General features: G+C 68.5%; 29 protein-coding genes. 20 read left to right on the top strand and 9 right to left on the bottom strand.

Features of this window, described 5'->3' with window-relative positions:
- Positions 1-45: 45 nt before the first annotated feature.
- From QMO76_RS09520 to QMO76_RS09505, 4 genes are read left to right on the top strand one after another with little or no spacing between them, the layout of a single operon-like run.
- Positions 46-1,029, top strand: coding sequence for a carbohydrate ABC transporter permease (locus tag QMO76_RS09520; protein WP_306360828.1), 984 nt, complete (start codon positions 46-48; stop codon positions 1,027-1,029).
- An 8-nt stretch (positions 1,030-1,037) separates the two neighbouring features.
- A complete protein-coding gene (locus QMO76_RS09515) occupies positions 1,038-1,874 on the top strand; it encodes a carbohydrate ABC transporter permease (protein WP_306361136.1) in 837 nt (278 codons plus the stop codon).
- Positions 1,875-1,924: 50 nt separating this feature from the next.
- Complete coding sequence (locus QMO76_RS09510) at positions 1,925-2,143, top strand: type II toxin-antitoxin system VapB family antitoxin (protein WP_282785366.1); 219 nt, start codon at positions 1,925-1,927, stop codon at positions 2,141-2,143.
- Positions 2,140-2,556, top strand: a complete 417-nt coding sequence (locus QMO76_RS09505; protein WP_306360827.1) for a PIN domain nuclease — start codon at positions 2,140-2,142, stop codon at positions 2,554-2,556. The genes QMO76_RS09510 and QMO76_RS09505 overlap by 4 nt, the downstream gene beginning before the upstream one ends.
- A gap of 30 nt (positions 2,557-2,586) precedes the next feature.
- On the opposite strand, the gene QMO76_RS09500 is transcribed toward QMO76_RS09505, so the two are convergent.
- Entirely contained in the window at positions 2,587-3,990 is a 1,404-nt protein-coding gene (locus QMO76_RS09500; RefSeq protein ID WP_306360826.1) for a tetratricopeptide repeat protein, read from the bottom strand.
- 151 nt (positions 3,991-4,141) lie between these two features.
- Between QMO76_RS09500 and ychF the strand changes: the two genes are divergently transcribed.
- The 3 genes from ychF (at position 4,142) to QMO76_RS09485 (ending at position 5,974) form a co-directional block, all read left to right on the top strand.
- A complete protein-coding gene (gene ychF / locus QMO76_RS09495; RefSeq protein WP_306360825.1) occupies positions 4,142-5,221 on the top strand; it encodes a redox-regulated ATPase YchF in 1,080 nt (359 codons plus the stop codon).
- Positions 5,222-5,345: 124 nt separating this feature from the next.
- Entirely contained in the window at positions 5,346-5,564 is a 219-nt protein-coding gene (locus QMO76_RS09490) for a type II toxin-antitoxin system VapB family antitoxin (protein WP_306360824.1), read from the top strand.
- Positions 5,561-5,974, top strand: coding sequence for a PIN domain-containing protein (locus QMO76_RS09485; protein WP_306360823.1), 414 nt, complete (start codon positions 5,561-5,563; stop codon positions 5,972-5,974). Before QMO76_RS09490 ends, QMO76_RS09485 begins: the two co-directional genes overlap by 4 nt.
- 142 nt (positions 5,975-6,116) lie before the next feature.
- Here the strand turns inward: QMO76_RS09485 and QMO76_RS09480 are convergent, their stop codons facing one another.
- Positions 6,117-6,569 (bottom strand): hypothetical protein, encoded by a 453-nt coding sequence (locus QMO76_RS09480; protein ID WP_306360822.1) that lies wholly within the window; start codon positions 6,567-6,569, stop codon positions 6,117-6,119.
- Between the two features lie 21 nt (positions 6,570-6,590).
- Between QMO76_RS09480 and QMO76_RS09475 the strand changes: the two genes are divergently transcribed.
- Positions 6,591-7,013 carry a TetR/AcrR family transcriptional regulator C-terminal domain-containing protein gene (locus tag QMO76_RS09475; protein ID WP_306361135.1) on the top strand — a complete coding sequence of 141 codons (423 nt, stop codon included), beginning with the start codon at positions 6,591-6,593 and terminating at the stop codon, positions 7,011-7,013.
- Positions 7,014-7,240: 227 nt separating this feature from the next.
- Here the strand turns inward: QMO76_RS09475 and QMO76_RS09470 are convergent, their stop codons facing one another.
- The gene (locus tag QMO76_RS09470; RefSeq protein WP_306360820.1) at positions 7,241-7,603 is read right to left on the bottom strand and encodes an HNH endonuclease; all 363 of its coding nucleotides are present in this window, start codon (positions 7,601-7,603) and stop codon (positions 7,241-7,243) included.
- 133 nt (positions 7,604-7,736) lie between these two features.
- Between QMO76_RS09470 and QMO76_RS09465 the strand changes: the two genes are divergently transcribed.
- Positions 7,737-8,249, top strand: coding sequence for a nitroreductase/quinone reductase family protein (locus QMO76_RS09465; protein WP_306360819.1), 513 nt, complete (start codon positions 7,737-7,739; stop codon positions 8,247-8,249).
- A gap of 14 nt (positions 8,250-8,263) precedes the next feature.
- On the opposite strand, the gene QMO76_RS09460 is transcribed toward QMO76_RS09465, so the two are convergent.
- The gene (locus QMO76_RS09460; protein WP_306360818.1) at positions 8,264-8,533 is read right to left on the bottom strand and encodes a hypothetical protein; all 270 of its coding nucleotides are present in this window, start codon (positions 8,531-8,533) and stop codon (positions 8,264-8,266) included.
- Between QMO76_RS09460 and QMO76_RS09455 the strand changes: the two genes are divergently transcribed.
- Both QMO76_RS09455 and QMO76_RS09450 read left to right on the top strand, forming a co-directional pair.
- Positions 8,513-9,034 (top strand): carotenoid oxygenase family protein, encoded by a 522-nt coding sequence (locus tag QMO76_RS09455; protein WP_306360817.1) that lies wholly within the window; start codon positions 8,513-8,515, stop codon positions 9,032-9,034. The two genes, QMO76_RS09460 and QMO76_RS09455, sit on opposite strands and share 21 nt — an antisense overlap.
- A complete protein-coding gene (locus tag QMO76_RS09450) occupies positions 8,998-9,825 on the top strand; it encodes a carotenoid oxygenase family protein (RefSeq protein WP_306360816.1) in 828 nt (275 codons plus the stop codon). Before QMO76_RS09455 ends, QMO76_RS09450 begins: the two co-directional genes overlap by 37 nt.
- Positions 9,826-9,867: 42 nt before the next feature.
- On the opposite strand, the gene QMO76_RS09445 is transcribed toward QMO76_RS09450, so the two are convergent.
- Both QMO76_RS09445 and QMO76_RS09440 read right to left on the bottom strand, forming a co-directional pair.
- Positions 9,868-10,080 carry a hypothetical protein gene (locus QMO76_RS09445; RefSeq protein ID WP_306360815.1) on the bottom strand — a complete coding sequence of 71 codons (213 nt, stop codon included), beginning with the start codon at positions 10,078-10,080 and terminating at the stop codon, positions 9,868-9,870.
- A gap of 77 nt (positions 10,081-10,157) precedes the next feature.
- Positions 10,158-10,745, bottom strand: a complete 588-nt coding sequence (locus QMO76_RS09440) for a TetR/AcrR family transcriptional regulator (protein WP_306360814.1) — start codon at positions 10,743-10,745, stop codon at positions 10,158-10,160.
- A 179-nt stretch (positions 10,746-10,924) separates the two neighbouring features.
- On the opposite strand from QMO76_RS09440, the gene QMO76_RS09435 reads away from it, so the two are divergent.
- Entirely contained in the window at positions 10,925-11,788 is an 864-nt protein-coding gene (locus tag QMO76_RS09435; RefSeq protein ID WP_306360813.1) for an SDR family NAD(P)-dependent oxidoreductase, read from the top strand.
- A 194-nt stretch (positions 11,789-11,982) separates the two neighbouring features.
- Positions 11,983-12,957, top strand: a complete 975-nt coding sequence (locus tag QMO76_RS09430) for a M48 family metalloprotease (RefSeq protein ID WP_306360812.1) — start codon at positions 11,983-11,985, stop codon at positions 12,955-12,957.
- Positions 12,958-13,014: 57 nt separating this feature from the next.
- On the opposite strand, the gene QMO76_RS09425 is transcribed toward QMO76_RS09430, so the two are convergent.
- On the bottom strand, positions 13,015-13,455 hold the full coding sequence (locus tag QMO76_RS09425) for an SRPBCC domain-containing protein (RefSeq protein ID WP_306360811.1): 441 nt from the start codon (positions 13,453-13,455) through the stop codon (positions 13,015-13,017).
- Between the two features lie 385 nt (positions 13,456-13,840).
- The gene (locus QMO76_RS09420; RefSeq protein WP_306360810.1) at positions 13,841-14,482 is read right to left on the bottom strand and encodes a hypothetical protein; all 642 of its coding nucleotides are present in this window, start codon (positions 14,480-14,482) and stop codon (positions 13,841-13,843) included.
- 128 nt (positions 14,483-14,610) lie between these two features.
- Here QMO76_RS09420 and QMO76_RS09415 point away from each other — a divergent pair, with 128 nt between their 5' ends.
- The 4 genes from QMO76_RS09415 to QMO76_RS09400 all read left to right on the top strand — a co-directional run bounded on the left by QMO76_RS09415 (position 14,611) and on the right by QMO76_RS09400 (position 17,943).
- Positions 14,611-15,510, top strand: a complete 900-nt coding sequence (locus tag QMO76_RS09415; RefSeq protein ID WP_306360809.1) for a hypothetical protein — start codon at positions 14,611-14,613, stop codon at positions 15,508-15,510.
- Positions 15,511-15,661: 151 nt separating this feature from the next.
- Positions 15,662-16,357 carry a hypothetical protein gene (locus QMO76_RS09410; RefSeq protein ID WP_306360808.1) on the top strand — a complete coding sequence of 232 codons (696 nt, stop codon included), beginning with the start codon at positions 15,662-15,664 and terminating at the stop codon, positions 16,355-16,357.
- 187 nt (positions 16,358-16,544) lie between these two features.
- A complete protein-coding gene (locus QMO76_RS09405; RefSeq protein WP_306360807.1) occupies positions 16,545-17,222 on the top strand; it encodes a GNAT family N-acetyltransferase in 678 nt (225 codons plus the stop codon).
- A gap of 190 nt (positions 17,223-17,412) precedes the next feature.
- On the top strand, positions 17,413-17,943 hold the full coding sequence (locus QMO76_RS09400) for a hypothetical protein (RefSeq protein WP_306360806.1): 531 nt from the start codon (positions 17,413-17,415) through the stop codon (positions 17,941-17,943).
- Positions 17,944-18,164: 221 nt separating this feature from the next.
- On the opposite strand, the gene QMO76_RS09395 is transcribed toward QMO76_RS09400, so the two are convergent.
- On the bottom strand, positions 18,165-18,683 hold the full coding sequence (locus QMO76_RS09395; protein ID WP_306360805.1) for a hypothetical protein: 519 nt from the start codon (positions 18,681-18,683) through the stop codon (positions 18,165-18,167).
- Positions 18,684-18,855: 172 nt separating this feature from the next.
- Between QMO76_RS09395 and QMO76_RS09390 the strand changes: the two genes are divergently transcribed.
- The 3 genes from QMO76_RS09390 to QMO76_RS09380 all read left to right on the top strand — a co-directional run bounded on the left by QMO76_RS09390 (position 18,856) and on the right by QMO76_RS09380 (position 24,324).
- A complete protein-coding gene (locus QMO76_RS09390; RefSeq protein ID WP_306360804.1) occupies positions 18,856-22,176 on the top strand; it encodes a BTAD domain-containing putative transcriptional regulator in 3,321 nt (1,106 codons plus the stop codon).
- Between the two features lie 69 nt (positions 22,177-22,245).
- Positions 22,246-22,866 carry a CHAP domain-containing protein gene (locus tag QMO76_RS09385; protein ID WP_306360803.1) on the top strand — a complete coding sequence of 207 codons (621 nt, stop codon included), beginning with the start codon at positions 22,246-22,248 and terminating at the stop codon, positions 22,864-22,866.
- 165 nt (positions 22,867-23,031) lie between these two features.
- Positions 23,032-24,324, top strand: coding sequence for a hypothetical protein (locus tag QMO76_RS09380; protein WP_306360802.1), 1,293 nt, complete (start codon positions 23,032-23,034; stop codon positions 24,322-24,324).
- Positions 24,325-24,460 lie beyond the last annotated feature (136 nt).

The raw sequence follows: 24,460 nt of genomic DNA, 5'->3' as shown, positions 1-24,460 counted from the left end.
GCGCGATGTCGTACGCGATGGCTGCTCGTGCACCGCTGCTGCGGCATGGCCGAGCGGTCGTTGGGCGCTGCCGTGACCGGGGTGCTCGATGGCCTGCGCGTGGACGCCGGGGAGCCGCGGCGGGAGCGCCCACCCCGACCGCGCTCGGCGCTGGCCCGGCGGCGGGCGCGCGCGGGCGGGGCGTTCGTGGCCCCGAATGTGGCGGCGGTCGCCGTGTTCCTGCTGTTCCCGCTGGGCTTCTCGCTGTATCTCAGCTTCCACTCCTGGGATCTGTTCTCGCCGCCGCGGTTCATCGGGGCGGGCAACTACCGGCGGCTGTTCGCCGACGATCCGCTTTTCTATATCGCATTGCGGAATACCGCCGTGTTCACGCTGCTCACCCTGTTGCCCACGGTGGTGATCAGCCTGGCCGTCGCCGGGCTGTTGAATCGAAAACTGCCGGGTATCGGCGTGTTCCGCACGGTGGCCTTCCTGCCGCTGGTGGCCTCCACGGTCGCCATGGCGGTGGTGTTCCGGTTCCTCTTCGCCACCGAGGACGGGCTGGTGAACCTCGCGCTCGGGTGGGTGGGGCTGGGGCCGGTGCCGTGGCTGACCGATCCGGACTGGGCGTTGATCTCGCTCAGCATCGTCACCGTGTGGAAGAGCGTGCCGTTCGCCACCGTCATCCTGCTCGCCGCCATGCAGGGCGTGCCGGAAAACCTCTACGAGGCAGCACGAATCGACGGTGCGGGGGCGCTGCGGCGGTTCCGGTCGATCACCCTGCCGCTCATCCGGGGCGCGCTGTCGTTCGTCTTCGTCATCACGGTCATCAACACCGTGCAGGCATTCGATCAGGCGTACGCGCTCACCGGCGGCAACGGCGGCCCGGAGACCGGCACCTACGTGCTCGGGATCATGCTGTTCCAGAACGCTTTCCGCTTCTACGAGATCGGCTACGCCGCCGCGCTGGCCTGGGTGATCTTCGCGATGCTGCTGGTGCTCACGATCGTGCAACTGCGGCTGGCTCGACGCGGCGAGGCGGAGCGGTGAGCGCGCGGGTGGGCGGCAATATCCGGCGGCGGATCGCCGGGGGCTCACTCGCCTACCTGGCGCTCGTCGGCGTCGGCTGGTGTGCACTGGCACCTGTGCTGTGGGCGCTGTCGGCGTCGCTGAAATCCGATGTGGGCGTGAGTGATCCGTCTCCGCTGCCGACGCATCCGCAGTGGTCCAACTACGCCGAGGTCTTCGATCTCATCCCGCTGGGCCGCATGCTCCTCAATACCGCCGTCTACGCCGCCTGCGTCACCGCCGGGCAGGTGTTCTTCTGCTCCCTGGCCGGATATGCCTTCGCCCGCCTGCGTTTCCCCGGCCGCGAGGCCCTGTTCTTCTGCTACCTGGCCACCCTCATGGTGCCGCTCACCGTCACCGTCATCCCGCAGTTCATCCTCATGCGTTTTCTCGGCTGGGTGGACACCCCCTGGTCCATGATCGTCCCCGGCCTCTTCGGCAGCGCCTTCGGCACCTATCTCATGCGCCAGTTCTTCGCCACGCTCCCCGGCGAACTGGAGGAGGCCGCCATCCTCGACGGCTGCACCCCCTGGCAGATCTACTGGCGCGTCCTGCTCCCGCACACCCGCCCCGCCCTCATGGTGCTGGCCGTCCTCACCTGGATCACCGTCTGGAACGACTTCCTCTGGCCGCTGATCATGATCCAACGCAACGACTACGCCACCGCCACCCTCGGCCTGGTCCGCCTCCAGGGCCAGTACCACACCCACTGGCCCCTCCTCATGTCCGCCGCCGTCGTCATCCTGCTGCCCCTGATCGCCGTCTACGCCGTGGCCCAGCGCGCCTTCATCCGCGGCACCGCCCTCTCCGGCCTCGGCGGCCGTTGATACCATGGACGTCTAACTTGGATGTACTGGATATCCGAAGGAGGCAGGTCATGGGTGCATCGAAGACTCCGATCGAGATCGACGAAGAGGCGCTGGCCATCGCCGCGGAGGTGCTGGGGACCAAGACCAAGAAGGACACCGTCAACGCCGCACTACGTGAGGTCGGCCAGCGGCTGGTCCGGATCAGGGCGCTGGCCCGCCTGGGCGATATGGCCGATCGGGGCGACTTCGATGAATTCCTCGACGACAAGGCGGCATACCGGCGGTGAGCACAGCCCTGTACCTCATCGACCCATCCGGACTCTTCCGGATCTTGCAGGACAAGTTGCGACAGGCATGGGTGGACCAGTTGACCGCGGGCGTGATCGCCACCTGTCCGATTGTCGAGCTCGAATTCCTGTACTCGGCTCGCTCACTGGCCGACCGACTCGAGAAGCGCCGTCTACTGCGTGACCTGTTCGCCTGGGTCCCGATGTACGAACGTGGATACGAACGTGCCGCTGACATACAACAGCTGATGACGGAACAAGGCACGCATCGCTCGGCGGGGGCCGTGGATCTGCTGGTGGCGGCGACCGCCGAGCATCACAGACTCACGATCCTGTGCGACGACCGCGACTTCGCCACGGTCGCGCGGATAACCGGGCAGCCGGTGGCCTTCGTAGGTGATATCCGGGGCTGAGCCGCCTTGGAGCTGACCATCCTGCCGAGTTCATCGATTGGCTGTGAACGGAGGTGCCGCAGCACCACCGCGAGAATCGGTGCGCAGGCTCTGTTCGTAGGCCAGCGCCAAGTGCTCCCGCGATTTCAACGTATCCGGATGGTGTGCCCCCAGTACGCGCTCGCGATCGGCGACGACGGATCGGAACAGGGCGATCGCCTCGGCGTATCGGTGCAACCCGGAGTACGCGGTGGCTAGATTGTTTCGGGCGAGGAGGGTGAGCGGGTGGTCGGGGCCCCGATCCCGTTCCTGGTCGGCGGCCGCCTGCTCGAACAGTTCGACCGCCAGGTCGAGCCGTCCGAGCCGGTCGTAGGCGAAGGCCAGGTTGTTGCGGATGCGGACGCACAGGGAATGGTCCGCACCCAATGCCCGTTCGGCGGTGGCCAGCGCTCGCCGGTGCATCTCGACGGATTCGTCACGGCGGCCCTGGAGGTCCCGGTCCTCCGCCAGCGAATCCATCGCGAACAGAGTGTCCGGGTGATCCGGGCCGAGCGTACGTTCTCGGGTGGACAGCAACCGTTCGTCCAGCTCGGCCGCCTCATCGATGCGGCCCCCGGTCCGTAGCGCACCGGCCAGGCATTCCAGGGTGGCTAGGGTGCTTTCGTCGTCGACGCCGCAGATACGCTCACTCGCCGCCAACGCTTCGCGGAAGGTGGCGATGGCCTCATCGAGACGACCGGCCGTTCGGTAGGCGTACGCCAGGTTGTGGCGGGCGATGAGAGTGTTCGGATGTTCCGTTCCACAGGCATGCTCGGTATCCGCCAGTGTCCGTTCGTCCGAAGCGACAGCCTCGGCGAGTTTGCCCGCTTCCCGGTAGACGCGACCCAGGCTGGCGCGGAACAGCAGTGTGTCCGGGTCGTGTGTGCCGAAGGTGCTCTCGCAGTCGATGACGACGCGTTCGTACAGGTTGACGGCCTCGTCGAAGGCTCCCGCCTCGCGGTAGGCGCGGGCCAGGTTGGCTCCCGACATGAGGGTGTCGCGATGCAGCGGACCAAGTAGTCGGTCCCGGTCGGCCAGGATTCCCGCATACAGGTCGATGATCTCGGCGTGCGGGTCGGTCGGCTCGGGAACCAGTGGCTCGGGATCCGGCTCCCCGGCACTCCCGGTCGGGGACGGGACCGGGGTGAACGACTCGCTCGTATCCGGCCGCATCGTGAATTTTATTGTGTGCGAGGCTGTTTCGGCTGCCGTATCGGTGACGAGAAATTCCGGGCCGTGCGCGGTGTGCACCGCGGTGAGTCGCAGCGTCAGTTCGACATCCCGCGGCAGCAGTCGCAGCGGGCCGCCGTCCGCCGGAACGGTGAGCGACAGCTGTCCGGCGGCAGCGGCGTTCGCCAACTGCCTGTTCAGTGCGTCGAGCGCGTCGCCAAGCGGGACAGGTTTCGAATACGCCATCACGGCACCCCCTCGAATCGTTGACGGCGGCCGGTTCGCGGCCTCGCCTCGTATCGGATGGTATCGGCGGGCACCGACGAAAACGGCCCTCGGCCGCCCCGGCCCGCCCGGCTCGGTTCCCGCTGATGCGCGCGGGTAGAATCTGCTCTCCGTGAGTCTCACCCTCGGAATCGTCGGCCTGCCCAATGTCGGAAAGTCGACGCTGTTCAATGCGCTGACCCGCAATGACGTGCTCGCGGCGAACTACCCCTTCGCCACCATCGAGCCGAACGTCGGCGTGGTCCCGCTGCCCGATCCGAGGCTGGACAAGCTCGCCGAGATCTTCGGCTCCGAGCGCATCGTGCCCGCCACGGTGTCCTTCGTGGATATCGCGGGCATCGTGAAGGGCGCGTCCGAGGGCGCGGGCCTGGGCAACAAGTTCCTCGCCAATATCCGCGAGGCGGACGCCATCTGCCAGGTGGTGCGGGTGTTCGCCGACGATGACGTGGTGCATGTGGACGGCAAGATCGATCCGCTGTCCGATATCGAGGTCATCGAGACCGAGCTCATCCTCGCCGACCTGCAGACCCTGGAGAAGGCGGTGGTCCGCCTCGACAAGGAAGCCAAGGTCAAGAAGGACCGCAAGCCGGTCGCCGACGCCGCCAAGCAGGCCCAGGAGTTCCTCAACGAGGGCAAGACCCTGTTCTCCGTCCGCGACAAGATCGACGGTGAGCTCCTGAAGGAACTGTCCCTGCTCACCACGAAGCCGTTCCTCTACGTCTTCAACGCCGACGAGTCGGTGCTCACCGACGAGGCCCGCAAGGCCGAACTGCAGGCCGCCGTCGCCCCCGCCGACGCCGTCTTCCTGGACGCCAAGGTCGAAGCCGAACTCCTCGAACTCGACGCCGAATCCGCCCTGGAACTCCTCGAATCCATCGGCCAAACCGAACCCGGCCTGCACGCGCTCGCCCGCGCCGGTTTCCACACCCTCGGCCTCCAGACCTACCTCACCGCCGGCCCCAAGGAAGCCCGAGCCTGGACCATCCACCAGGGCGACACCGCCCCCAAGGCCGCCGGCGTCATCCACACCGACTTCGAACGCGGCTTCATCAAGGCCGAAATCGTCGCCTTCGACGACCTGGTCACGGCGGGCTCCATGGCAGCCGCCAAGTCCGCGGGCAAGGTGCGGATGGAGGGGAAGGACTACGTCATGGCCGATGGGGACGTGGTCGAGTTCAGGTTCAACGTCTAGTCGAGTCCGCTGCGACGTCGGATGGCGCGGTCAGTACGCCAGCAGGAGTCCGCGGCACGAGTGAGTGTTTCCCTGAAGCTGTTGATATATAATCAGCCATATAATCAATGGGTAGGGGGTCATCATGGCAGTCACCAGCGTCGACCTGGATCCGCGGCTGATCGAGCGTGCCAGGGCGCTCACGGGCGAGCGATCGAACCGAGCCGTCCTCGATCTCGCGTTGCGCCGCCTCATCGCTTCGAAGCAGAAGGGCGCGATGATCGACGGTATCGCAGGGCTGACCGACCTGGAGAACGAGCTCGGTGCGCCGGTGGTCTCTCCGAGCGAATCCGAGTCCGCGTGACCGACTACCTGGTCGACAATTCGGTCTGGGCAAGGCTGGCTACCGGAGACGCGGATATCACTGCGAGGCTCCGGCGTATCGAGCGAGCGCCAGCCGACCTGTTCGTCACCTGCCCGCCGCAGGTGCTCGAGTTCTGCCACAGCGCCCGAACGCCCGAGGAGTACGCGCACTATCGAGAGCAGATCTCCCTCGGGTTCCCGCTCGAGCGCGCACCCGAGGAATCGCTCGTGCTCGATATCCAGGAAGCACTGTGGAATGCGGGACTGGCCCGTGCTGCCGGCTCGCTCGACATCCTCATCGCCGGCTATGCCATCGTGAACGATGCGACCGTGCTTGCCGCGGACCACGACTTCGAGCACATCGCGAGAGTGTCCGACCTGCAGTGCGAGTACATCATGCCTTCGTCATGACGGTGCTTTGTGCCGGAACACAGCCGAATTCCGCCTCGAGGTGTAGCGGATCAGCGCCTGCGAGGAATCATCGCAGCGCGCCGCAGACCGGGTGTTGCCCGGTGCGGAGCGGAGGACGACACGCCGGTCTGCGGGGAAGCGCTCAGGGCAGTACGACGCAGGCGGGACCGAGATTGACACCGGTTCCGACGTTTATCGCACCGTTGCGGGTGTAGACATCGAACTCGTCATCGCCCAAGAGTTCGAGCGCCACGATCTTGTGCGAGCCCGCCCGGTCGGGGGTCCACGTGGTACGCGCCGTTCCGGACGCATCCGCTACCACTCTGTACGGCTGAAATTGCTTGTGGTCCGCGGTTTTCGGGTCGTCGCCGATCTGGTCGAGCAAGACCACCGACTTGCCGGGTTCCGTGGTCACGGTGATCGGGTAGGAGCAGCCGGTGCCGCGGGCGTCTGCCGAGCTGCCGAAGCTCTGTCCCTGTTCGACGTGGATGCTCGTGACGGCTGCCCCCGCCTGAGGCGCGGCGAACGCGATCGCCGCGGCGAGCGCACTGAGCGCCGCGGCGGTGGTGGCGGCTGCCCGGTTGGATTTATGCACGTTGAATGACTCTCTCTAGCACTGGATTCCCCTGTTCGGAGTCGCAGTGAACTGAACTGCCGATCCGCAGGGACTTCCCTATCCTGCAGGCCAACTCTCAGTATTTCAATTCGGTTTGCTCCCGGAGGGGAGTCCGCGGCACCGGCGCCCGCGGGTTCAGGCGATGCGGACCTCGGGGACTTCGCCGACCTGGCGGCCGAAATCCAGCAGCGCACCGCGATTCGGCTGCGCGAGGCCCTAGCCGACCGGCTGGCAAGACTGACCCTGGCCGGACAGCTGCGACGATCCGATCCGGACGTAGCCGCCGAACAGTACCTCGCTCTTCTCACCGGCCCCCTGGAAACCCGGTCACGGCCGGGCACACGCAAGATCTCGGCCGCCGAACTTCGCGCCATCGCCGAAGCCGCGACCGACACCTTCCTGCGCGCTTACGCGCCGGAGTGATCGCGGAATCCCCGAAGGTGTCATCGGAACCTATTGCGGGCCAACGACGCGATTCTCGCGGAGAACTCGACCCTGGCCGCTGATCCCTCTTGGCGGGGATGGTTCCGCGCTCGACGGTTGGGTCAGCGGGGGTATGCGGCCTGGGTGAGCGTGCGGGCGAGGAATCCGGCGAGCATCAGATGAGTAGCTACATGGGGCGCGAGCTGTCTTCGGTGACTCGCTGAGTGTTAGTCGCACTCCTGGGCGAACCGGGCGGTGAGCTCGGCCGAGATCTCGTAGTGGCGCACGAGGAACGAGCGTTCGTCGAGATTCTTGCGGCGCAGCCAGCCGGTCACTTCCGCGTTGCATTTGCTGGCGTTGCATGATCCGCACGCGGGTACGACGTTGCCGAGGGTGTAGCGGCCGCCGCGGGAGATGGCCTGGATGCAGTCCTTCTGTAGCGAGAGGGAGGGGGCGCCGCAGTAGGCGCAGCCGCCCCAGGCGGTCTTCAGTGCGTCCCATTGCGCGTCGGTGAGATCGTGGACGACGCGCGCCATCCGCTTCTTGCGCTTGCGCGCGGCGCGGACCTGTCTGCTACCGCCGGAGGGCATGAGTGGGAGGCTACGCGCCGCGATGGCCGAATGAGGTGAGTGAGGGCCGCATGGCGCGTTCGGGGATCAACGCGTCGATAGTTCTCGTTTAATTAGGACCGTAGCTGTCCTATCTCGTCGGCATACTCGAATCATGAGCGAGAACGAATCGACCCCGGGCCAGCCGGAGCGGGCCGAGATCACCGGCTACGACGATCCGAACGCGCCGTGGAACCAGGCGTGGGTTGAGGAGGTCGGCATTGCCAATTGGAATGACGACGTGATCAGGGAGTTCCGGGAGAACTCGGGCAAGGTGGGTGGCGCTTACGCGGGTGGCGACCTGATTCTGCTCACCACCACCGGAGCCAAGAGCGGCAAGCGGCACACGACCCCGCTGGGACCCCTGTACCGGGGCGACGCGATGTACGTGAGTTCGTTCATCGAGGACAAGTACCCGGCCTGGTGGTACAACATCAAGGCCAATCCGCAGGTCACCATCGAGCTCCGGGACAAGACCTACCGGGGCACCGGCAAGGTGCTCGACGGCGCGGATTATGACGAGTTCGCGGCGTGGGTGCTGACCAACAACCCGCTGCTGGCGGATTTCCAGTCCAAGATCGACCGGCCGATCCCCCTGGTCGTACTGACCCTCGACGGTGAGGTCTGAGCGGTCGAATCGCGTTATGTGGCTACGGGACTGGATGGGGAGCGGTCCGGGGCCTGCAATACGTTGATGCACATTCGTGCGCAGTCGGCGGCGAGTTCGGCGGCGGTCATCGTGATCGCACCCGATAGCCAGCCTTCGATGATCTGATTGACGCCGCCGGTGATGAACAGGCTCGCGCGTCGGAGCAGGTCTGGGTCCGGAGTGAATCCGAGGGCCGTGGGGGCGTGATCGACGACCAGGTCGGCGACGGTGTCGATGGCGTCGTGGCGTCGCTGCTGCTGCACAACATCTTCGACGGCGACGGGATGATCTCGCAGTTCATCCTCGACGGCCGCTCGGTGCGGTTCCGCAATCGATACGTGCGCACCCGGCACTTCAAGCACGGCCAGCAGTCGAGCACCATTCGGTTCCGGGGCGTCGGAGATCAGATTCCGGGTGGCTTCCGGGCGAATGTCGGACGCCTGCCGGAGAACGTGGCGAACACGAATATCGTCAACTGCGCCGGTGAACTGCTCGCGCTGTGGGAGATCGGCAGTCCGCATCGGATCGATCCCGAAACGCTCGACACTCTCGGAAGTACCGACTTCGGTGGTCGGCTCGGATATCTCGGCGCCTTCTCGGCGCACCCGAAGTGGGACCCCGATACCGGCGACATGTACAACTTCGGCCTCGATCTGCTTCCGACACCGCGGATTCGGACCTTTCGGATCGACCGCCACGGACGGCTGACCGGACTCGCCTCCGTCCGATGCTCGATCTGCCGTGGAACCACGACTTCGCGCTGACGCGGAAATACCCGGTGTTCGTGCTGGACCCGATCCTGCCCGATATCGGCAAGATCGCGCTGTCCATGACGTCGTTCGTCGATTCGCTGGAGTTCAAGCACGGCAAGGGAACTCGATTCGTCCTGGTGCCCAGGGACGGCGTTCGGGTCCGCATCGTGGAGCACGAGGCGCTGCTGCACGTCCACTTCACCAATGCCTACGACGACGGAGATGACGTCGTGGTCGAACTGCCCCGCCTCGAAACCGACTGGGAGAAGCTGCGGCTCATGACCGGGATGGTCAATCGCACCGACCTCGGCATTCCCGAGTACCCCGACTCCACGCTCATGCAGTTCCGGATCACCAAGGACGGCAGAATCATCGAGAACCAGGTATCGGACCGATCCGGTGAATTCCCGCAGTTCGACTGGCGGCGCGGCACCCGCAGACACCGCTACACCTACTTCGCCGGGAAGGGCGGCCCGGCGCGGCTGTTCAACTCCGTGGTCAAGGTCGACACCGAGACCGGCGCGACGACCAGCTGCGACCTCGGCCCCAGCTCGGTCGGCGAACCGCTGTTCGTTCCGCGCGGCCGCGACGCCGCCGAGGATGACGGCTGGCTGCTGGCATTGAATCACCAATTGGACGAAGACCGTTCGCAGCTCGTGGTTTTCGACGCCAAGGACCTCGACCGCGGCCCACTGGCCACCGCCTGGCTCGAACACCACATCCCCTGGGGTTTCCACGGCACGTTCAACCGCCGGATCGCCACACCCGAGGCTCCGGTGCCGACGCCGGAGCAGGTGCTGTGACCTGCGGCGGACGGCCGGGCCGGAATTTCCGCCTGATCGGGATCACGTGGGTATGACGATAGGGCAGGACATCGCGCCCACGGCACATGCGAGTGACGTGATGAGGTTCTGGACCACATCGGCGGAACCGGTGCCGATCGAACTGCTGCCGGTGCCGGTGGTTTCCGCGGCGGCTGAGCCGCCCGCGGTGACGAGTCCTGTGGTGAGGGCGATGGCGGCGACGCTGATGCGCAGTGTCCGTGTCGGAAAGATCATGGACGAATCGTATGGTCGGACAGCCGTTTTCGGATGCCACCGATTATGCGGGCTCGTTGGCGCCGACAATCCGGGCTTTAGGCGAATCCGTGCAGAACCGCGTCGACTATGGCGTCGGCGAAGGTGTCGTCGAGGGTGGTCGAATGGAGGAGCCAGCGGTGGGTGAGGGGGCCGTAGAGCATGTCGATGAGAAGGGGGAGGTCGGCGTCGGGGCGGAGTTGGCCGGCGCGTTGGGCGCTGCGCAGGCGGGTGAGGATGGCGTCGTGGGTGGGCTGTTGCAGCTTCTCCCGGTAGAGCGCGGCCAGGGCGGGGTCGGCGATGATCTCGATCATCAGGGCGCGGATCGGGGCGCTGAACGCGGGGTCGGCGAATTCGGCCGCGGTGGCGCGTAAGACGACTTTCAGGTCCGTGGTCAGATCGCCGGAATCCGGGAGTTCGATTCCGCCGTCGGGGTTTTCGCTCACGGCGAGCAGGGAGTCGAGGACCACCGCACCCTTGGAATCCCACCAGCGGTAGATGGTCTGCTTGCCGACCCCGGCGCGGGCGGCGATCGACTCGATGGTCAGCTTCGCGTACGGGACCTCGCCGAGCAGGGCGCGGGTGGCGTCGAGGATCGCGATGCGCGAGCTCTCGCGGCGGCGGGTGCTGGTGGGTTTGGCGGCCATGGTGCCGATCCTAACAAGACGGAACGTCTCGTCTTGACAATCGTCGCGTGGTGACGCAGAGTGGGTGACGTCAACGAGACGAACCGTCTCGTTTCTCCGGGGTCATGCCTCCCGCGACGCCGTATCGACGCGAGGCTGACCGACGGGCGAACGCCGTCCATCCGACGAAGGGATTGCTGTTGTCCAGAACCTGGTTCATCACCGGAGCCAACCGCGGGCTCGGCCGAGCGTTCACCGTGGCGGCGCTGGACGCCGGTGACACCGTCGTCGCGACCGCCCGCGACCCGCACACCATGGCCGACCTCGCCACCGAACGGCTCACCGTGCTGCCCCTCGACGTCCGCGATCGCGACCGCGTCTTCGCCACGGTGGTCGAGGCGTTCGATGTCACCGGCCGCATCGACGTACTCGTCAACAACGCGGGCTACGGGCTCGTCGGCGCACTCGAGGAACTCACCGAAAACCAGATCCGCGACCAGATCGACACCAACTTCTACGGTGCGCTCTGGGTGTCGCAGGCCGCGCTGCCCCACCTGCGCGCACAGGGCTCCGGCCACATCGTGCAGATCTCGACGGTCGGCGCGGTCGGCTCGCTGCCACTGTTCAGCATGTACAACGCCAGCAAATGGGCACTCGAGGGATTCAGCGCCTCCCTCGCCGACGAGCTGCGCCCCTTCGGCATCAAGGTCACCCTCGCCCAGATGGGCGGCTTCGACACCGACTGGGCCAAGTCGAGCATGAAGTTCGCCACGGGCATCCCGGCGTACTCGGCGGCTCGCGAAGCCATCCTCGGCATGCCCGATTACCCGGACATGTCGGCCGAGCCGCCGACCACCGAGCAGCCCGCGACCGACCCCGCCGAAAACGAATGGGCCGATGCCGCACCGGAAGTCGCCGCCGCCGCCCTGCTCGATCTCGTCGGCGACCCGAACCCGCCACTGCGCAAGGTCATCGGCCCGAGCGCGCACCAGATGGTCACCATGGCGTTGGACGCGCGCCGCCAGGACTACCTCACCGACCCCGAATTCACCTGGCCCGCATGACAGGTCGGCTGCGTGCGGGGGATGATGCGGGGCCAGCGGCCGTCATGGCGTCCCCGACGGTTACCGTGGTGGCAGCGCCATCCTGAGCGGACCGCCGCCCAGATGAGGGCCCGCACAGTTCACCGAGTGTAGGCACGATCGCCACTTTCCCTGGCTACTCTGGACTTTCGGAGAGGGACCGCGTTGGGGGTGCGATGTCGACGCCTCGTCTGGAAGTCGCCGGATCACGGGAACGTGCCCGATACCGTCGGGGACTGCGCCGGTACCGGTACGTCTCCACCACGTTGCGGGTGGTCGTCGGCATGCCCTCGGTCGTGCTGTCGGGCGTGATCGTCGGGCGACTCGGTGGCCTCTTCGGGCTGTGGGGGACGATCATCGCGGTCGAGCTGTGGCTGCTTTCCATTGTGCCCGTCTTGGATGGGGCGCGAAGGTGGCGGCGGGAAAAGCTCGCGGGCCTCGTCGCCCCCACTCCGGAGCAAGCCCGCCGACTCACCCCGGCGTGGCGCGAAGTCGTCGACGCGGCGGGGGTATCGGAGGCGGACTATGTGATCTCGGTGCCGGAGTCCGAGAAAGTCCGGGGTGTGGCATACGACGGCCGGGTCGTCGAAATATCGAGTGCGGCCGTGCATCGCATGACACCGGCGCAGTTGCGAGGACTGCTGGCGCACGAACTGGGGCATCTGCTCAGCGCTACTCGCGGCGTCTGGTACTCGATGCTGTACTGGTACGCGCTCCCGCTGCATGCGCTGCCCGCCGCGGTGTCCACCGCCTTCGAAGTCCGGTCCCGCCGGTCTCCCCGTACCGGAATTCTCGCGGCCACGGAGGCGGCGGCCTGGGCGACGGTGATCGGCCTGCTGCTCTGGCTGCTCGGGCTCCGGGGTGCGCTCATCGCCATCGTGCTGCTGGTCGCGCAGCGGCTTGCCACCCTCGCCATCGACCGGCGCGACGAACGGGTGGCAGACCGGGTCGCGGTCGATCTCGGCTTCGGTGCCGGAGTGCTCGCGTGGCTACGGGAAAACGGAAGCGAGTCCCGGGCCGCGGGCGCGGGCCGGGCGCTGCGCGGGCGCCTACTTCTGACCATGTTGTCGACCCATCCGTTCGTCGACGACCGCATTCGCGTCGTCGAAGCGAGGATTCACGTCCGAGAACGCGACCGGCCATCGACCTGAGGGTGCCGGCGATCGCATCCGCCATGAGCGAGCGTCACGACCCACGGGGCGAGCGGGTTATCGGTCGAGTAGTTCGCGCAAGCGAGACAGGGTGCCCTTCCAGCCGCGCTCCATGGCGTTGCGGGCCATCTTCTGGCGGCGGTCTTCGATGTCGAAACCGGTCTGCGTGAGGAGCAGGCGGGTGCCGCGGCCCTGGGGGTGGATCGTCCAGTCCACTATCCAGTGGGCGGGGTAGTCGGCGCGCAGGTCGATCCAGCGCAGGGTGAGCTGGGTGGCGGGTTCGGCGGTCAGGACCTCGCAGGCGATCTCGCCGGGCGGTCGGGTGGGTAGGGAGAAGATGAAGTGGGTGCCGACCGCGGGGGCGAAGCCGACCGAGCGCATCAGCCACTGCTCCAAGAGATCCGGATCGGTCAGCGCGCGCCAGACCGTGTCCGGCGCCGGCGGGAGGAAGCTGCCGATCTCGACGGCAGCGGGGTTCAGTTCCGGATCGGACATCATCGGCGAATCACCTCAACGCACCCAGCCATACCACCACCTTTCCATGGGTGGCGCCGGGCTTCAGGTATTCGACGAGGGTGAGTACCACGACCATGTCGCCGACGGCGTCCGGCGTGTCGGTTGCAGCGCCGCATTGAACGCCGAAATCATTGCGACACTGAGGATGTGGGCCGCGACGGCGGCGAACGGTACTGACGGACGACGGCTGTCGCCCACCGAAACCCGCGCCGGAGCGGCGGTCCGTAACCTGGTGCCGGACGACATGGCGGCGACGAGGGGACGCGTTGGACGACTACGGCAGCTTTCCAACCCAGCCGCTACCGGTCCGGCGCTCCGCCCGCCGCGTCGCCGTGCCGGTCAGACTGGCGCAGCCTGGCGAGCGGAATCAGCGGCCGGCTACCTGGACCAGTTGTTTGCCCAGGTTGTGGCCCTCGAAGAGGGATCGGAGGGCGGAGGGGGCGGATTCTAGGCCGGGGGTGATCGTTTCGGCGAGGGTGAGGTGGCCTCGGGTGTGCCAGTCCAGGAGGGTGGTGAAGGCTTCGGGGAAGCGGTCGACGTAGTCGAGGAAGATGAAGCCCTCCAGGCGCGAGCGGGTGAGGGCCAGGCGCGGGTAGTTGCGGGGGCCGGTGGACGGGTCTGTGCCCTGGTAGCCGGTGGCCACCGCGCCGGTCAGGACGACGCGGGCGTGGTGGGCGAGGTGGGCGAGGCCGTGTTCGAGGATGGGGCCGCCGACGCCGTCGAAGAAGACCCAACTCCCTACCGGATAACCGGGATGCTCCGAGGCCACCACCTGCCCGACCCCGCTACCGCGCATTACCGCGCCCAGCGGTACGGCATCCATGTAGTTGTCGGCGTCATTGAGCCATCCCCGCTGCGTGGCATCGATACCCAGCCACCGCACTCGAATCAACGCCTCGCCGGACGCGATGCTAGGAATCGGCGCACTGCGCAATTCGAAATCCTCGTCCCGGACCGTCGCGTCCGGGCGATGGCGCAGCACCCACTGTCGATTGACCGATCCCGTCACCCGCCCGATGGTAGAGGGCTCGGCTCGGTCGATCGAGCGCATTTCCGGGCCGTGGGCCGATGCCGTGGCCGGAGTGCGAAAATCGCATGGGCGTAGCGTTTTTCGGGGATTCCTGTCAGCGTGAGGCCATGAATGTAGGACAGCTGACGAGTCAGATTCCGTATATCGGGTCGGGGCCGTACTGCTATGCGAATGGGCTCGCCATGATGATGGGGGGCAGGGGTCCCGGTACGGCGGTGATCGAGACCGTTACCGGTAGCCCGTTCGGGATGCAGGTGGGGGAGGGGGTGGCCTTCTTCGATCCGCGTGGGTGGAATCCGGAGATAGGTGTGGGGGAGGCACTGGCGGCGCTGGGGTGGCGGGCCACGGTGACCAGTGGGGATGGCCCGGTGGCGCGGCTCGGGGAGGCGCTGCGCGGTGGGCCGGTGTTCATCGGACCGGTCGAGATGGGGTATCTGCGGTACCAGCCGGAGATGCGCGGGCCGGTCGGGGCTGATCACTTCCTGGTCGTCGTCGGAATGGACGAGGGCGGGGTCACCGTGCACGACCCGCAGGGATATCCGTACGCGCGCATCGAAATCGCGGACTTTCTCGCGGCGTGGCGTGGGGATTCGGTCGACTACGGGCAGCCGTTCACCATGTACACCGAGTTCGAGCGGACCCGCGTGGTGGGGGAGGAGGAGGCCGTCGCCGCCTGTCTGCCACGGGCGCGGGAACGCCTGGCGGGCAATGCCAGTGGGGATGCGGCGCGGCGTCTGGCGGCGATGCTGGCGGATGGGTGTGCGCCGGGATTGCGGACGCATCTGACGGCGTTCGCCGTCCGGGTGGGCGCACGTCGGGTCTCGGATGCGGCGGATTGCTTGCGGCGCATCGGATATGGCGAGGCGGCGGCGGTCATGGTCGAGCAGGCTCGGCTCATCGGGTCCCTGCAGCACCTGCTGGTGTCGGAGCGGGACCGGGCGGCCGCCGAGGTGGTCGGGGAACTCGCGCCGACCTATGGGCGACTGCGTGCGGCTCTGAGCCGGTGACGATGCGGACCGGACCATCAAGTACTACCAGCGGGAGGGACTGCCGCGGCCCTCGGCCGTAACGGGCCGGTCGATGCCGTGTCGGAACCCGATTCCGGGCGCGGCGGTCCGTACGCTCGGGCGTTGCCGATGATGAAAGGGGACGCCCGTCATGTTCGAGCGCACGGTGCAGAAATCCATCGAGTTGATCCTGCGCGGCGGTACCGGGGTGCAGGCGCCGCTGGCGGCCAGATACGTGGACCGGCTGCGCCGCAAGCATCCGAGCCGGTCACCCGAGGACATCGCGCGGGGTCTGGAGACGCGCTACCTGGTGCTGGTCACCGCCAGCGGCACGGTCGCGGGTCTGAGCGCGGCGGTTCCCGGCGTGGGCACGCTGATCGGCTTGGCGGTGAGCGGCGTCGAGTCGGTGTTCTTCCTGGAGGCGTCGGCGCTGTACGCCGTCTCGGTGGGCGCGGTGCACGGCGTCGGCTCGCTGCCGCCCGCACAGCGCCGCGCCATGGTGGTGAGCGTCGTGCTCGGTGAGACCGGCACGGCGGTGATGGGCAAGAACGCCAGCCAGTCGGCGCGGGATTGGGCCTCCGTGGTGGCCGACCGGCTGCCGGTGGTGCGGAATATCGACAACGCACTGGTGAAACGCTTCGTCGTGCAGTTCATCGTCAAGCGCGGTGTGCTGGTGTTCGGGCGGGCGCTGCCCGCGGGCATCGGCGCGGTGATCGGCGCGGTCGGCAACCGGGCGCTCGGCAAAGCGGTGATCGCCAACGCGCACAGCACCTTCGGCCCGCCACCCGCCACCTGGGACGACTCCGACTCCGGCGTCGTCGGCGCGGGGACGTCCGCGCTGGCCTGACCGCCGCCGGGCGGGCGCGGAAATTCGTGTGTCGCCTGCCGTCCGGTGCGCCGGTGTTCCGTTATCGTTCACCTCACTGATTCACGCTGCTACTGGCGCGCCAGGGCTGGTTCGTCCTATCCGGAGCGGGTAGCCGGTGCGGCACCGCCCGACGCGACCCCCGACCGCTTCGAAAGATCGAGGGAACGTGCCTGTACCGGTCACTCTCAACGGCCGCGTAGTGCGGCTGGAACCCCTTGCGCCGCATCATGCTCCGGGAATCGCCGAGGCGGCGGCGCACAATCGCGACGATTTCGCCTTCACCCCCGTGCCGCACGGCGTGGACGAGGCCATCGACTACATCGGCCAGGCGGTCGCCGGGCACGCCGCGGGCACCTCGCTGGCCTTCGCCATCGTCGCGGCGGGCAGCGGGCGGGTGCTCGGTTCCACCCGGTTCACCAGATTCGACTACTGGCAGGGGCCGGTGGTGTGGCCGCTGGTGCACGGGCTGCCGCCGGGCGACCCGCTGCTGGCCATCCCGGACGCCGCGGAGATCGGCAACACCTGGCTCGCGCCCGACGCGCGCGGAGCCGGGATCAACCTGGAGTCCAAACTGCTGCTGCTCGCGCACGCCTTCGAGGCGTGGCGGGTGCGCCGCATCGCCATGCGCGCCGATATGCGGAATCTACGGTCCCGCATGGCCATCGAGCGGCTCGGCGCGACCAGCGACGGGGTACGGCGGGCGCATTCGCGGGGGCTGGACGGCGAGGTGCGCAGTACGGCGTTCTACTCCATTCTGGACGAGGAGTGGCCGCTGGTACGCGCCACCATCGAGCGGCAGCTGGCGAGCCGGGCGGCGTCCCGGCGCGGGCTGATCGACGCCTGACGAACGCCCGCGGCGGGTGATGCGGCTCGACTATAATTCGCTGGTGTGCTCCGGTCGCGCTGCCGGGTCGGCCTCGCATCCACCCCGGGTCCGCGGCGAGATATCGAATACCAGCTGATCGCACCACCCCCCGGGCTGCCGCCCCGGGCGCGGACCGCACCCCGGTTCCGCACAATCGAGGGAGAAGCGCATGCCCGATCCCATGACCACCAAAGTCTGCCTGGCCGACGGATTCTCCGGTGCACCCGTGCTGAGCCTGTTCCTCGTCCCCGAACCGCGGGTGCCCGGCGGCAGCATGCTGCACCTGCTCGAACAGGACCCGCTCGCCGGACACGCGGTGCGCCGTCCGACCGCCGGACTCCTCTACCGGCTGGAGACCGAAGCGCCCGCCCGCCGCGCCGTCCGGGTGCGCTTCCTGGCCTTCGCCGCGGGCACCCCCGACCCGGCGCGTGTGCACGCCATCCTGCACGACCACTTCATCGCCGACGCCCCGCCCATCGGGCTCGACGCCACCGACCCCGATGAGCTGACCCGGCTGGAGCTGCTGCCCGAGCACCGGCTCGGCGCTCGCCGCATCGACGACTTCCACGCCCACGCCGTGCGGAGGGCCATGCTCGCGGTGTACCGCCACTTCGAGGTGGACCGGCGGATCCCGCTGGTGTATCACGGCTACGCCGACCCGGTCGACGGCTGGTTCGAGAGTCCGGCCGCACAAGCCTGATACGCGGGCGCGGCTGCGAGGCAATGGTCGGCGAGCCCGACGCCACGGTCCGTCACGCCCGGGAGCCCAATCCGGCGGGTCCGAGGTCTCGATCCGGCGGGTCCGAGGCCGCGGTCCGGCGGCCCTGTATCCCGGCCCGGCGAGCCGGACACCACGATCCAGCCAGCCGTGTCACCGTCGGACGAGCCGGACCGTGAGGCGGCGCCGCGACGGCGGACCGCTCAGGTCGCCGGGACCAGGGTGTACAGCAGCCAGGGGCGCGGCGGGGCCTCGAAGCCGAAGGTGTGCGCGTACAGGGCGCGCTCGTGGCCGGTCTCCGCATCTCGCACCAGCAGCAGCCGCCGCGCGGTATCCGGGATCCGGATCTCCTCCTCCCACAGCCGATCCCAGTCCGGTGCGCGGCGGCACAGCGTCAGGATCTCCTCGATGCGGCCGGATTCGGCCTGCGGCACCGACTTGCGGAACCGCTGCACCAGCAGCTGCGCCTCGAGTTCCCATTCGACCAGCACGCAGCGGGCCATGGGGTCGAGCAGCATCCAGGTGAGCAGGTTGGTGCCGGGCTCGAGGCCCGGGAACATCTCCGCGAAGGCGGTATTGGTGGCGACCACATCGCAGGTCGCCGGGGTGCGGTAGGCGGCGGGGTATGGAAAGCCCTGGAGTACCGATAGTTCGGCTCCGCGCGGCTGCTCGCCGATCGACCGCGTCGTGGTGGGCACGCGCAACCCGGACTGAGACACCATGGCAGTGTGCGGCATCACTCTTCGTGTCCACTTCGTATTCGGTTAAGTCGGATCACACCGATGAGACGTCTCGCAGAATTTCTGTCATTCTGTGTGTCGCAAGCAAGTCATTTGTCCAAGACGGCAGCGGGTACGGGGGTTTCTGCACAGCATGGCGGTCACGCGGATCGGGGTGCTGGGACCTCTGCAGATCTCCATCGACGGCCAGCGGGTGCCGTCCGGCGCGCCCATGCAGTGCGCGGTGCTGGGCCGCCTGGTCGCCGCCGGGGGCCGGGTCGTCCCCACCGACCGGCTCATCGACGACCTGTGGGACGGTGATCCCCCCGCCAAGGCCACCGCCGCGCTCCAGGTCTACATCCACAATCTGCGCCGCCTCTTCGAACCGGACCGGCCGCGCCGGGCCCGCGCCCGGGTCATCGTCTCCGAATCGCGCGGGTACGCCCTGAATCTCGAACCAGCCCAGGTGGACGCCTGGGAGTTCGAGCAGCTGCTGCACGGGCACGAGGCCGCCATGCGCGATCCCGCCGTGCGGCCCGACCCGCTCGAACAGATCCGGCTGCTGGACGCCGCCCTGGCCTGCTGGCACGGCGCCGCCCTGCAAACATTCCACGGAATGCCCTGGGCGGCAACGGAAGCCGCCCGGCTGACCGCTCTGCGGTTCACCGCCTCGGAGCTGCGGGCGCAGGCGGCGCTGGAGCTGAACCGGCCCGCCGAGGTGGTGCTGGCGCTGCGGCCGGTCTTCGAGGAGCATCCGGGCCGCGAGGAATGCGCGCGGCTGCTCGCCCTGGCCCAGTACCGGCTCGGGCAGTCCCTGGACGCGCTCACCACGGTGCGCCGCTGCCGGGCATTCCTCAATGGCGAATTCGGGGTGGACCCCGGCCCCGCGCTGCGCGACACCGAAACCGCGATCCTCACCCACCAGGTCGGCTCCGATGCTCCGACCGCGCCGATCACAGTGCGCGCCCCGCATCCGGAGCCGCTGCCCGACAGCGGATATGCCGAGCAGCGCGCCGCCGTGCTGGCGGCCGCGGAGACGGCGGCGCCGGGCCAGGTGCGCCTGGTCTGGCTCTCCGGCGAGGCGGGCGCGGGCAAGACCACCCTCGCCACCGCGGTCGCGGCGCAACTGGCCGAGCGGGGCTGGACCGCCGTATTCGGCCGCTGCCCCGAGGTGGAGGACGCGCCCCCGGCCTGGGCCTGGGCCGAGGTGCTGGTCGAACTCACCGCCGCCGACCCCGACGCCTCCGCCGCCGCCGACGCCTTCACCCTCGCCCGCCGCGTGGTCCGGCACTGCCGCGCCGCCTCCGGACCGGTGCTGATCGTGCTGGAGGACGTGCACGGCGCGGACACCGCCACCCTCCAGGTGCTGCGTCAGGTGGCGCACTGGCTGCGCGACCGCCCCGTGCTCATCATCGCCACCCTGCGTGGCACCGAAGCCGGTGCGGGAGTGCGTGATACCGCCGCCGCCCTGGCCCTGTTCACCGCCGACCGCATCGAACTCGACGGCCTCGATCTGAACGGCACCCGCTGGGCCGCGGCCGCCGCCGGACTCGTGGACGCCGACGACCAACTGGTGGCACTGCTGCGCCACCGCACCGGCGGCAATCCGCTGTTCGTGCGCGAGCTGGCCAAACTCGTCGCCACCCAGGGCACCACCGACGCGCTGCCCGACACCGTGCGAGACCTGCTCGGCCGCCGGGTCGCGCAGTTGCCCGCCGCGGTGGTCGACCTGCTCGAACTCATGTCGGTCTGGGGTGAGGACTGCGACGTGCCCACCCTCGCCACCGCCGCCGGACTCGGACCCGACCAGGTCGTCGACCGGGTCGCGGCGGCCGAGCAGGCCCGGTTGCTGCGTACCGAGCGCGGCGGCCGCATCCGCTTCGACCACGCGCTCATCCGGGAGACCGTGTACTGCGGCATCCCCGCGCTGCGCCGACTTCGAATGCACTGGGCGGTTTTCGAATCGCTGTGCGCGCGGATATGCGTTCCGGACTGCTCCGCCCTCACCGGACGTGACGCCGAAATCCTGGCGCATCACGCGGCATTCGGCGCAACCGTCGAAACCGCCGAGCGCGCACTGCATTTCGGCCGGGTCGCGGCCCGCCTCTGCGTGGAACGGCGGATGCGGGCCGATGCGGTGCGCCGCTGGCAGTCGGTGCTGACACTGCACGAACTGGCCGGGCACGACGGCGCAGCCGCCACCGGCGAGCAGCTGTCGGCGGTCTTGGAGGCGCGCTGCGAACTCGTCACCGCCCTCGCCTACGACGGGCGGCACGAACAGGCGCGGGTCGTCCGCGAACGGGCACTCGATCTCGCCGACCGGCTCGGCGGGGTCGAACCGCTGGTACGGGCCGCCACCTGTTGGCCAACCCCGCTCATCTGGTCGGCACGGGACTGGCACACCGCCGACCCGCGGGTGCTGGAACCACTGCGCATCGCCCGCGCCGACACCGGACTGCCGGTGCGCGACCGGATCCTGGTGCTGGTGACCGCCGTTTTCCACACGGCGCTGACCGAACTCGACGACGCTCGGGCCGCCGCCGACACGGCCGTGGCGCTGGCCGAACCGCTCGGAGATGCCGACCTGCTGTGCACGGCCGTCAACGCGCAGGCGTTCACCGCGTTCGTGCGGACCGGGTTCCTGCGTGCCGACGAGCTGAAAAGCCTTGCGACACGGCTGCTTCTCATGGCCGCTGCGGCCGAGCTCACCGAATTCCAGGCGCTGGCACGCTATCTGCTCTTCCGGGCGGCGCTGGCCGACGCCGATCTCACCACCGCCGCCGAACACGCCGGGCGCGCCGCGGAATTCGCCACCGACGGGCAGCTGCGCCATCTGCTCGACGCGCTCGTGCCCTTCGAGTTCCTGCTCGAACTGGTGCGCGGCGACATCGAATCGGCCGAACGCATGCTGGGTGACTGGCACCACGAGGGGGTGCTCGGGCCCGCGCCCCTGGCGACCCAGGCGTTGCCGGTCGACGATGTCACCCGTGACGCGGAGGCGCTGCACATCGGGCTGCTGCTGGCGCTGGCCTGGGTGCGCGGCGGGGATTTCTCCGCACTCACGGCCGCGCTCGGCGAACGCGCCGCGGTCGCGCCGGAACTGTTCTCCTACGGCTACGCGCTCGCGCTGCTGCACAGCGGGGATACCGCGCACGCGCGGCGGGTGCTGGCCGCCGCGCCGCCGGTGGGGCCGCCGTTCTGGGCGACCTTCAGCATCATCCGCTCGCGGATCGCGCTGTTCCTCGGCGATACGGCCGCCGCGCGGGAACTCTACGACGCGCTGCTGCCGCTGGCCGGGACCATCGGCGGCCTGGAGACCGGCGCATCGTTCCTGGGGCCGATGGACACCGTGCTCGCCGAACTGGCCGCCGCGCTCGGGCACGCCGACCGCGCCGCCGCGCACCGCGACGACGCCGAGCGTCTCATGGCCCGGCTGCGCGAGGAGGTCGCCGCAATCCGGGCCGATCGTTCACTCCGGACGCCGCCGCGACGATAAGGGAACCGAACGCGGACGAAGATCGTCGAAGTAGTGATGCGGTCGAACCACGGCCGGAGAGGGAGTGGGATGAGCGTGCGGGAGAGCGCGGACGAGGTGTCCGGAGGCCGTAGGGTCAGGGGTGTGCGCTGGTTGGCGGCGGTGGTGGCGCTGGCGGCGGTGACCGTACTGGCGGTGGTCGGGGTCGGCTGGTGGCAGCGGGAGCACCTGCCCGCGGCGGCGGGGGAGCGGTTGCGTGACTTCCCGGCGGTCGAGCAGGCGGGTCTGGACGATACCCAGAAACGCATTGTGGAGGTGTTGCGCGGTGAATTCGCGCGCCAGCCCGCGGGCACGAAATACGCCGAGGGTGTCGAGGAGCCGTGGTGCGCCGATTTCGTCAGCTGGGTGCTGCGCGAGGCCGGACAGCCGCTGGCCAATCCGAACTCGGGTTCGTGGCGGATTCCCGGGGTGTACACGCTCACCGAGTACTACCAGCGGCAGGGCCGCTTCGAATCGCCCGGATATCGCCCGCGGGTCGGTGATGTGGTGCTCTACAGCGAGACCAGTCCGTTCACGCAGCACACCAACTTCGTGATTGCCGCCGACGGCGATATGATCACCACTGTGGGGGGTAATGAGTTCGGGCGCATAACCATCCACCGCTATCGGCCCGCGGAGCTTTCCGGCCTGGTCGGATACGGTCGACTGTGAACAACGGCATCCCGCATGATGGAAAACATGCGGGCGCGCCCTAGGTAACGGGGGAATTACGCCCTACCATGGAGCCCGGCGGTGCCCGGCAGCATCGCCGAACGATCCCTGTCCTGCTGCCCCCTCATCGGCAGGACAGGGATTCCGCCCGACGAAAGAAGCTGGATGCCGTTGTCCGACCAACCGACCTGGATCGATTACGCCGAATTCGGTGAACGATTTGTCGAGGCGGCGGTGACGGAATCCCGAATCGAGGCGGCGGTCTCCGGTATGGCCGGTCGGGGGATGACCATCGGACCGTTCTCGGTCGGACCCGCCGGACTCGCGCGTTTCGTCGCCAAAGGCAGTGTGGGCAAACCACGTATCGTCCGCCACGGACCGCATGTGCACTTCGAGGTCATGGTGCCGGTGAAATTGCGGGTGGACATCACACTGGGCGGCCAGCGGCTGCGCCTCGAGGCGGTGGTCGAAATCGACCTGGACCTGCACGCGCGCACCGCGCGCCCGCTGCTCATCGTGATCGACATTCCGCCCGTCACCGGGCGCGACGTCAGCTTCGTCATGCGGGCGCAGGCCATCGGCACCGCCTTCGAACTGCTGCTGGACCCGATTTCCCGCATGGTGCAGCGCGAGGTCGCCAATCGCCTCAATGTCATGCTCGACGATCCGGAATCGCGACGCGGCCGGGTATTCGATGTCGAGGCCATCATCGACGGCCGGGAATCGAAGTATCGCGGACAGGCGGAATTCGACTGGATCGGCTACGACGAATTCGGTCGGCAGTTCTTCCAACACGTGGTGACGGCGCAGCGGGTGCGCGAGGTCGTGGAATCGCTGGCGGGCAAACCCATCGAGGTCGGACCGCTGCGCACCGGGCCGCGCAAGGCCGCCGAGGTATCGGTGCGGGGGAGCGTGCGCATGCCGCGGCTGGTGGCCCACGGGGAGGCCGCGACCACCGCGATATCCGACGGCGGCGCGACTGCGGCCGCCACCGTGGACCCGGGCGCTGCCGGCGAGGACGCGGGCGTTCCGAGCGCTGCCAGTGTGGGTGCCCGCGTGGACGCGGACGGCGACACCGGACGAGGCGGCCTCGACGATGGCAGTCCCTCCGATAAGGACGGACTGGTGGCCTTCGACCTGATGATCCCGGTGACCCTGGACATCACGGTCGACGTGCTCAAAGCCAACCGCTATCGCGCCGAGGTGGAGGTTCCCCTCGAGCTGGTGGCCCGGGCGGCGGATCCGCTGCTCATCGTGATCGACACCGAGGCCCCCGCCGCGCGCGACATCGCGCTCGAGGTGGTCGCGGAGGGCTGGCGGGCGCGGACGCTCGGCCGTCTCGCCAAGATCGACGCGCAGGTGGCCGCGCAGGTGGCGGCGGTGGTGCGCGGAGAGGTTGCCGACGTGGCGCGCCGCACCATCGACGTGGCCGCGCGGCTGAACAGCATCGGCGTCTGAGCGGTCCGTCCCGCGAAGTCCGCTCTGTCGGTTGCATCCCCTCGGTCCGTCCTGGGACCAGTGGTGCACATGTGCCCGGTGAGCCTGGCGATTCCCATGTGAATGTGGTGAAATGAGTGCACGTTCGGGGTCCCCG

Origin of the sequence: Nocardia sp. CC227C, from assembly GCF_030767025.1 — a bacterium.
Lineage (GTDB): Bacteria > Actinomycetota > Actinomycetes > Mycobacteriales > Mycobacteriaceae > Nocardia.
Note: the sequence above shows the minus strand (reverse complement) of the source record. Positions and strands in the feature narration are given on the sequence as shown.

Bases quoted from the DNA above. Each gene is read 5' to 3' on its own strand.
- QMO76_RS09520 (WP_306360828.1), top strand. From the start codon at position 46: ATGGCCGAGCGGTCGTTGGGCGCTGCCGTGACCGGGGTGCTCGATGGC.
- QMO76_RS09510 (WP_282785366.1), top strand. From the start codon at position 1,925: ATGGGTGCATCGAAGACTCCGATCGAGATCGACGAAGAGGCGCTGGCC.
- QMO76_RS09500 (WP_306360826.1), bottom strand. From the start codon at position 3,990: ATGGCGTATTCGAAACCTGTCCCGCTTGGCGACGCGCTCGACGCACTG.
- QMO76_RS09490 (WP_306360824.1), top strand. From the start codon at position 5,346: ATGGCAGTCACCAGCGTCGACCTGGATCCGCGGCTGATCGAGCGTGCC.
- QMO76_RS09470 (WP_306360820.1), bottom strand. From the start codon at position 7,603: ATGCCCTCCGGCGGTAGCAGACAGGTCCGCGCCGCGCGCAAGCGCAAG.
- QMO76_RS09465 (WP_306360819.1), top strand. From the start codon at position 7,737: ATGAGCGAGAACGAATCGACCCCGGGCCAGCCGGAGCGGGCCGAGATC.
- QMO76_RS09450 (WP_306360816.1), top strand. From the start codon at position 8,998: ATGCTCGATCTGCCGTGGAACCACGACTTCGCGCTGACGCGGAAATAC.
- QMO76_RS09445 (WP_306360815.1), bottom strand. From the start codon at position 10,080: ATGATCTTTCCGACACGGACACTGCGCATCAGCGTCGCCGCCATCGCC.
- QMO76_RS09440 (WP_306360814.1), bottom strand. From the start codon at position 10,745: ATGGCCGCCAAACCCACCAGCACCCGCCGCCGCGAGAGCTCGCGCATC.
- QMO76_RS09430 (WP_306360812.1), top strand. From the start codon at position 11,983: ATGTCGACGCCTCGTCTGGAAGTCGCCGGATCACGGGAACGTGCCCGA.
- QMO76_RS09425 (WP_306360811.1), bottom strand. From the start codon at position 13,455: ATGATGTCCGATCCGGAACTGAACCCCGCTGCCGTCGAGATCGGCAGC.
- QMO76_RS09415 (WP_306360809.1), top strand. From the start codon at position 14,611: ATGAATGTAGGACAGCTGACGAGTCAGATTCCGTATATCGGGTCGGGG.
- QMO76_RS09410 (WP_306360808.1), top strand. From the start codon at position 15,662: ATGTTCGAGCGCACGGTGCAGAAATCCATCGAGTTGATCCTGCGCGGC.
- QMO76_RS09400 (WP_306360806.1), top strand. From the start codon at position 17,413: ATGCCCGATCCCATGACCACCAAAGTCTGCCTGGCCGACGGATTCTCC.
- QMO76_RS09395 (WP_306360805.1), bottom strand. From the start codon at position 18,683: ATGGTGTCTCAGTCCGGGTTGCGCGTGCCCACCACGACGCGGTCGATC.
- QMO76_RS09385 (WP_306360803.1), top strand. From the start codon at position 22,246: ATGAGCGTGCGGGAGAGCGCGGACGAGGTGTCCGGAGGCCGTAGGGTC.
- QMO76_RS09380 (WP_306360802.1), top strand. From the start codon at position 23,032: ATGCCGTTGTCCGACCAACCGACCTGGATCGATTACGCCGAATTCGGT.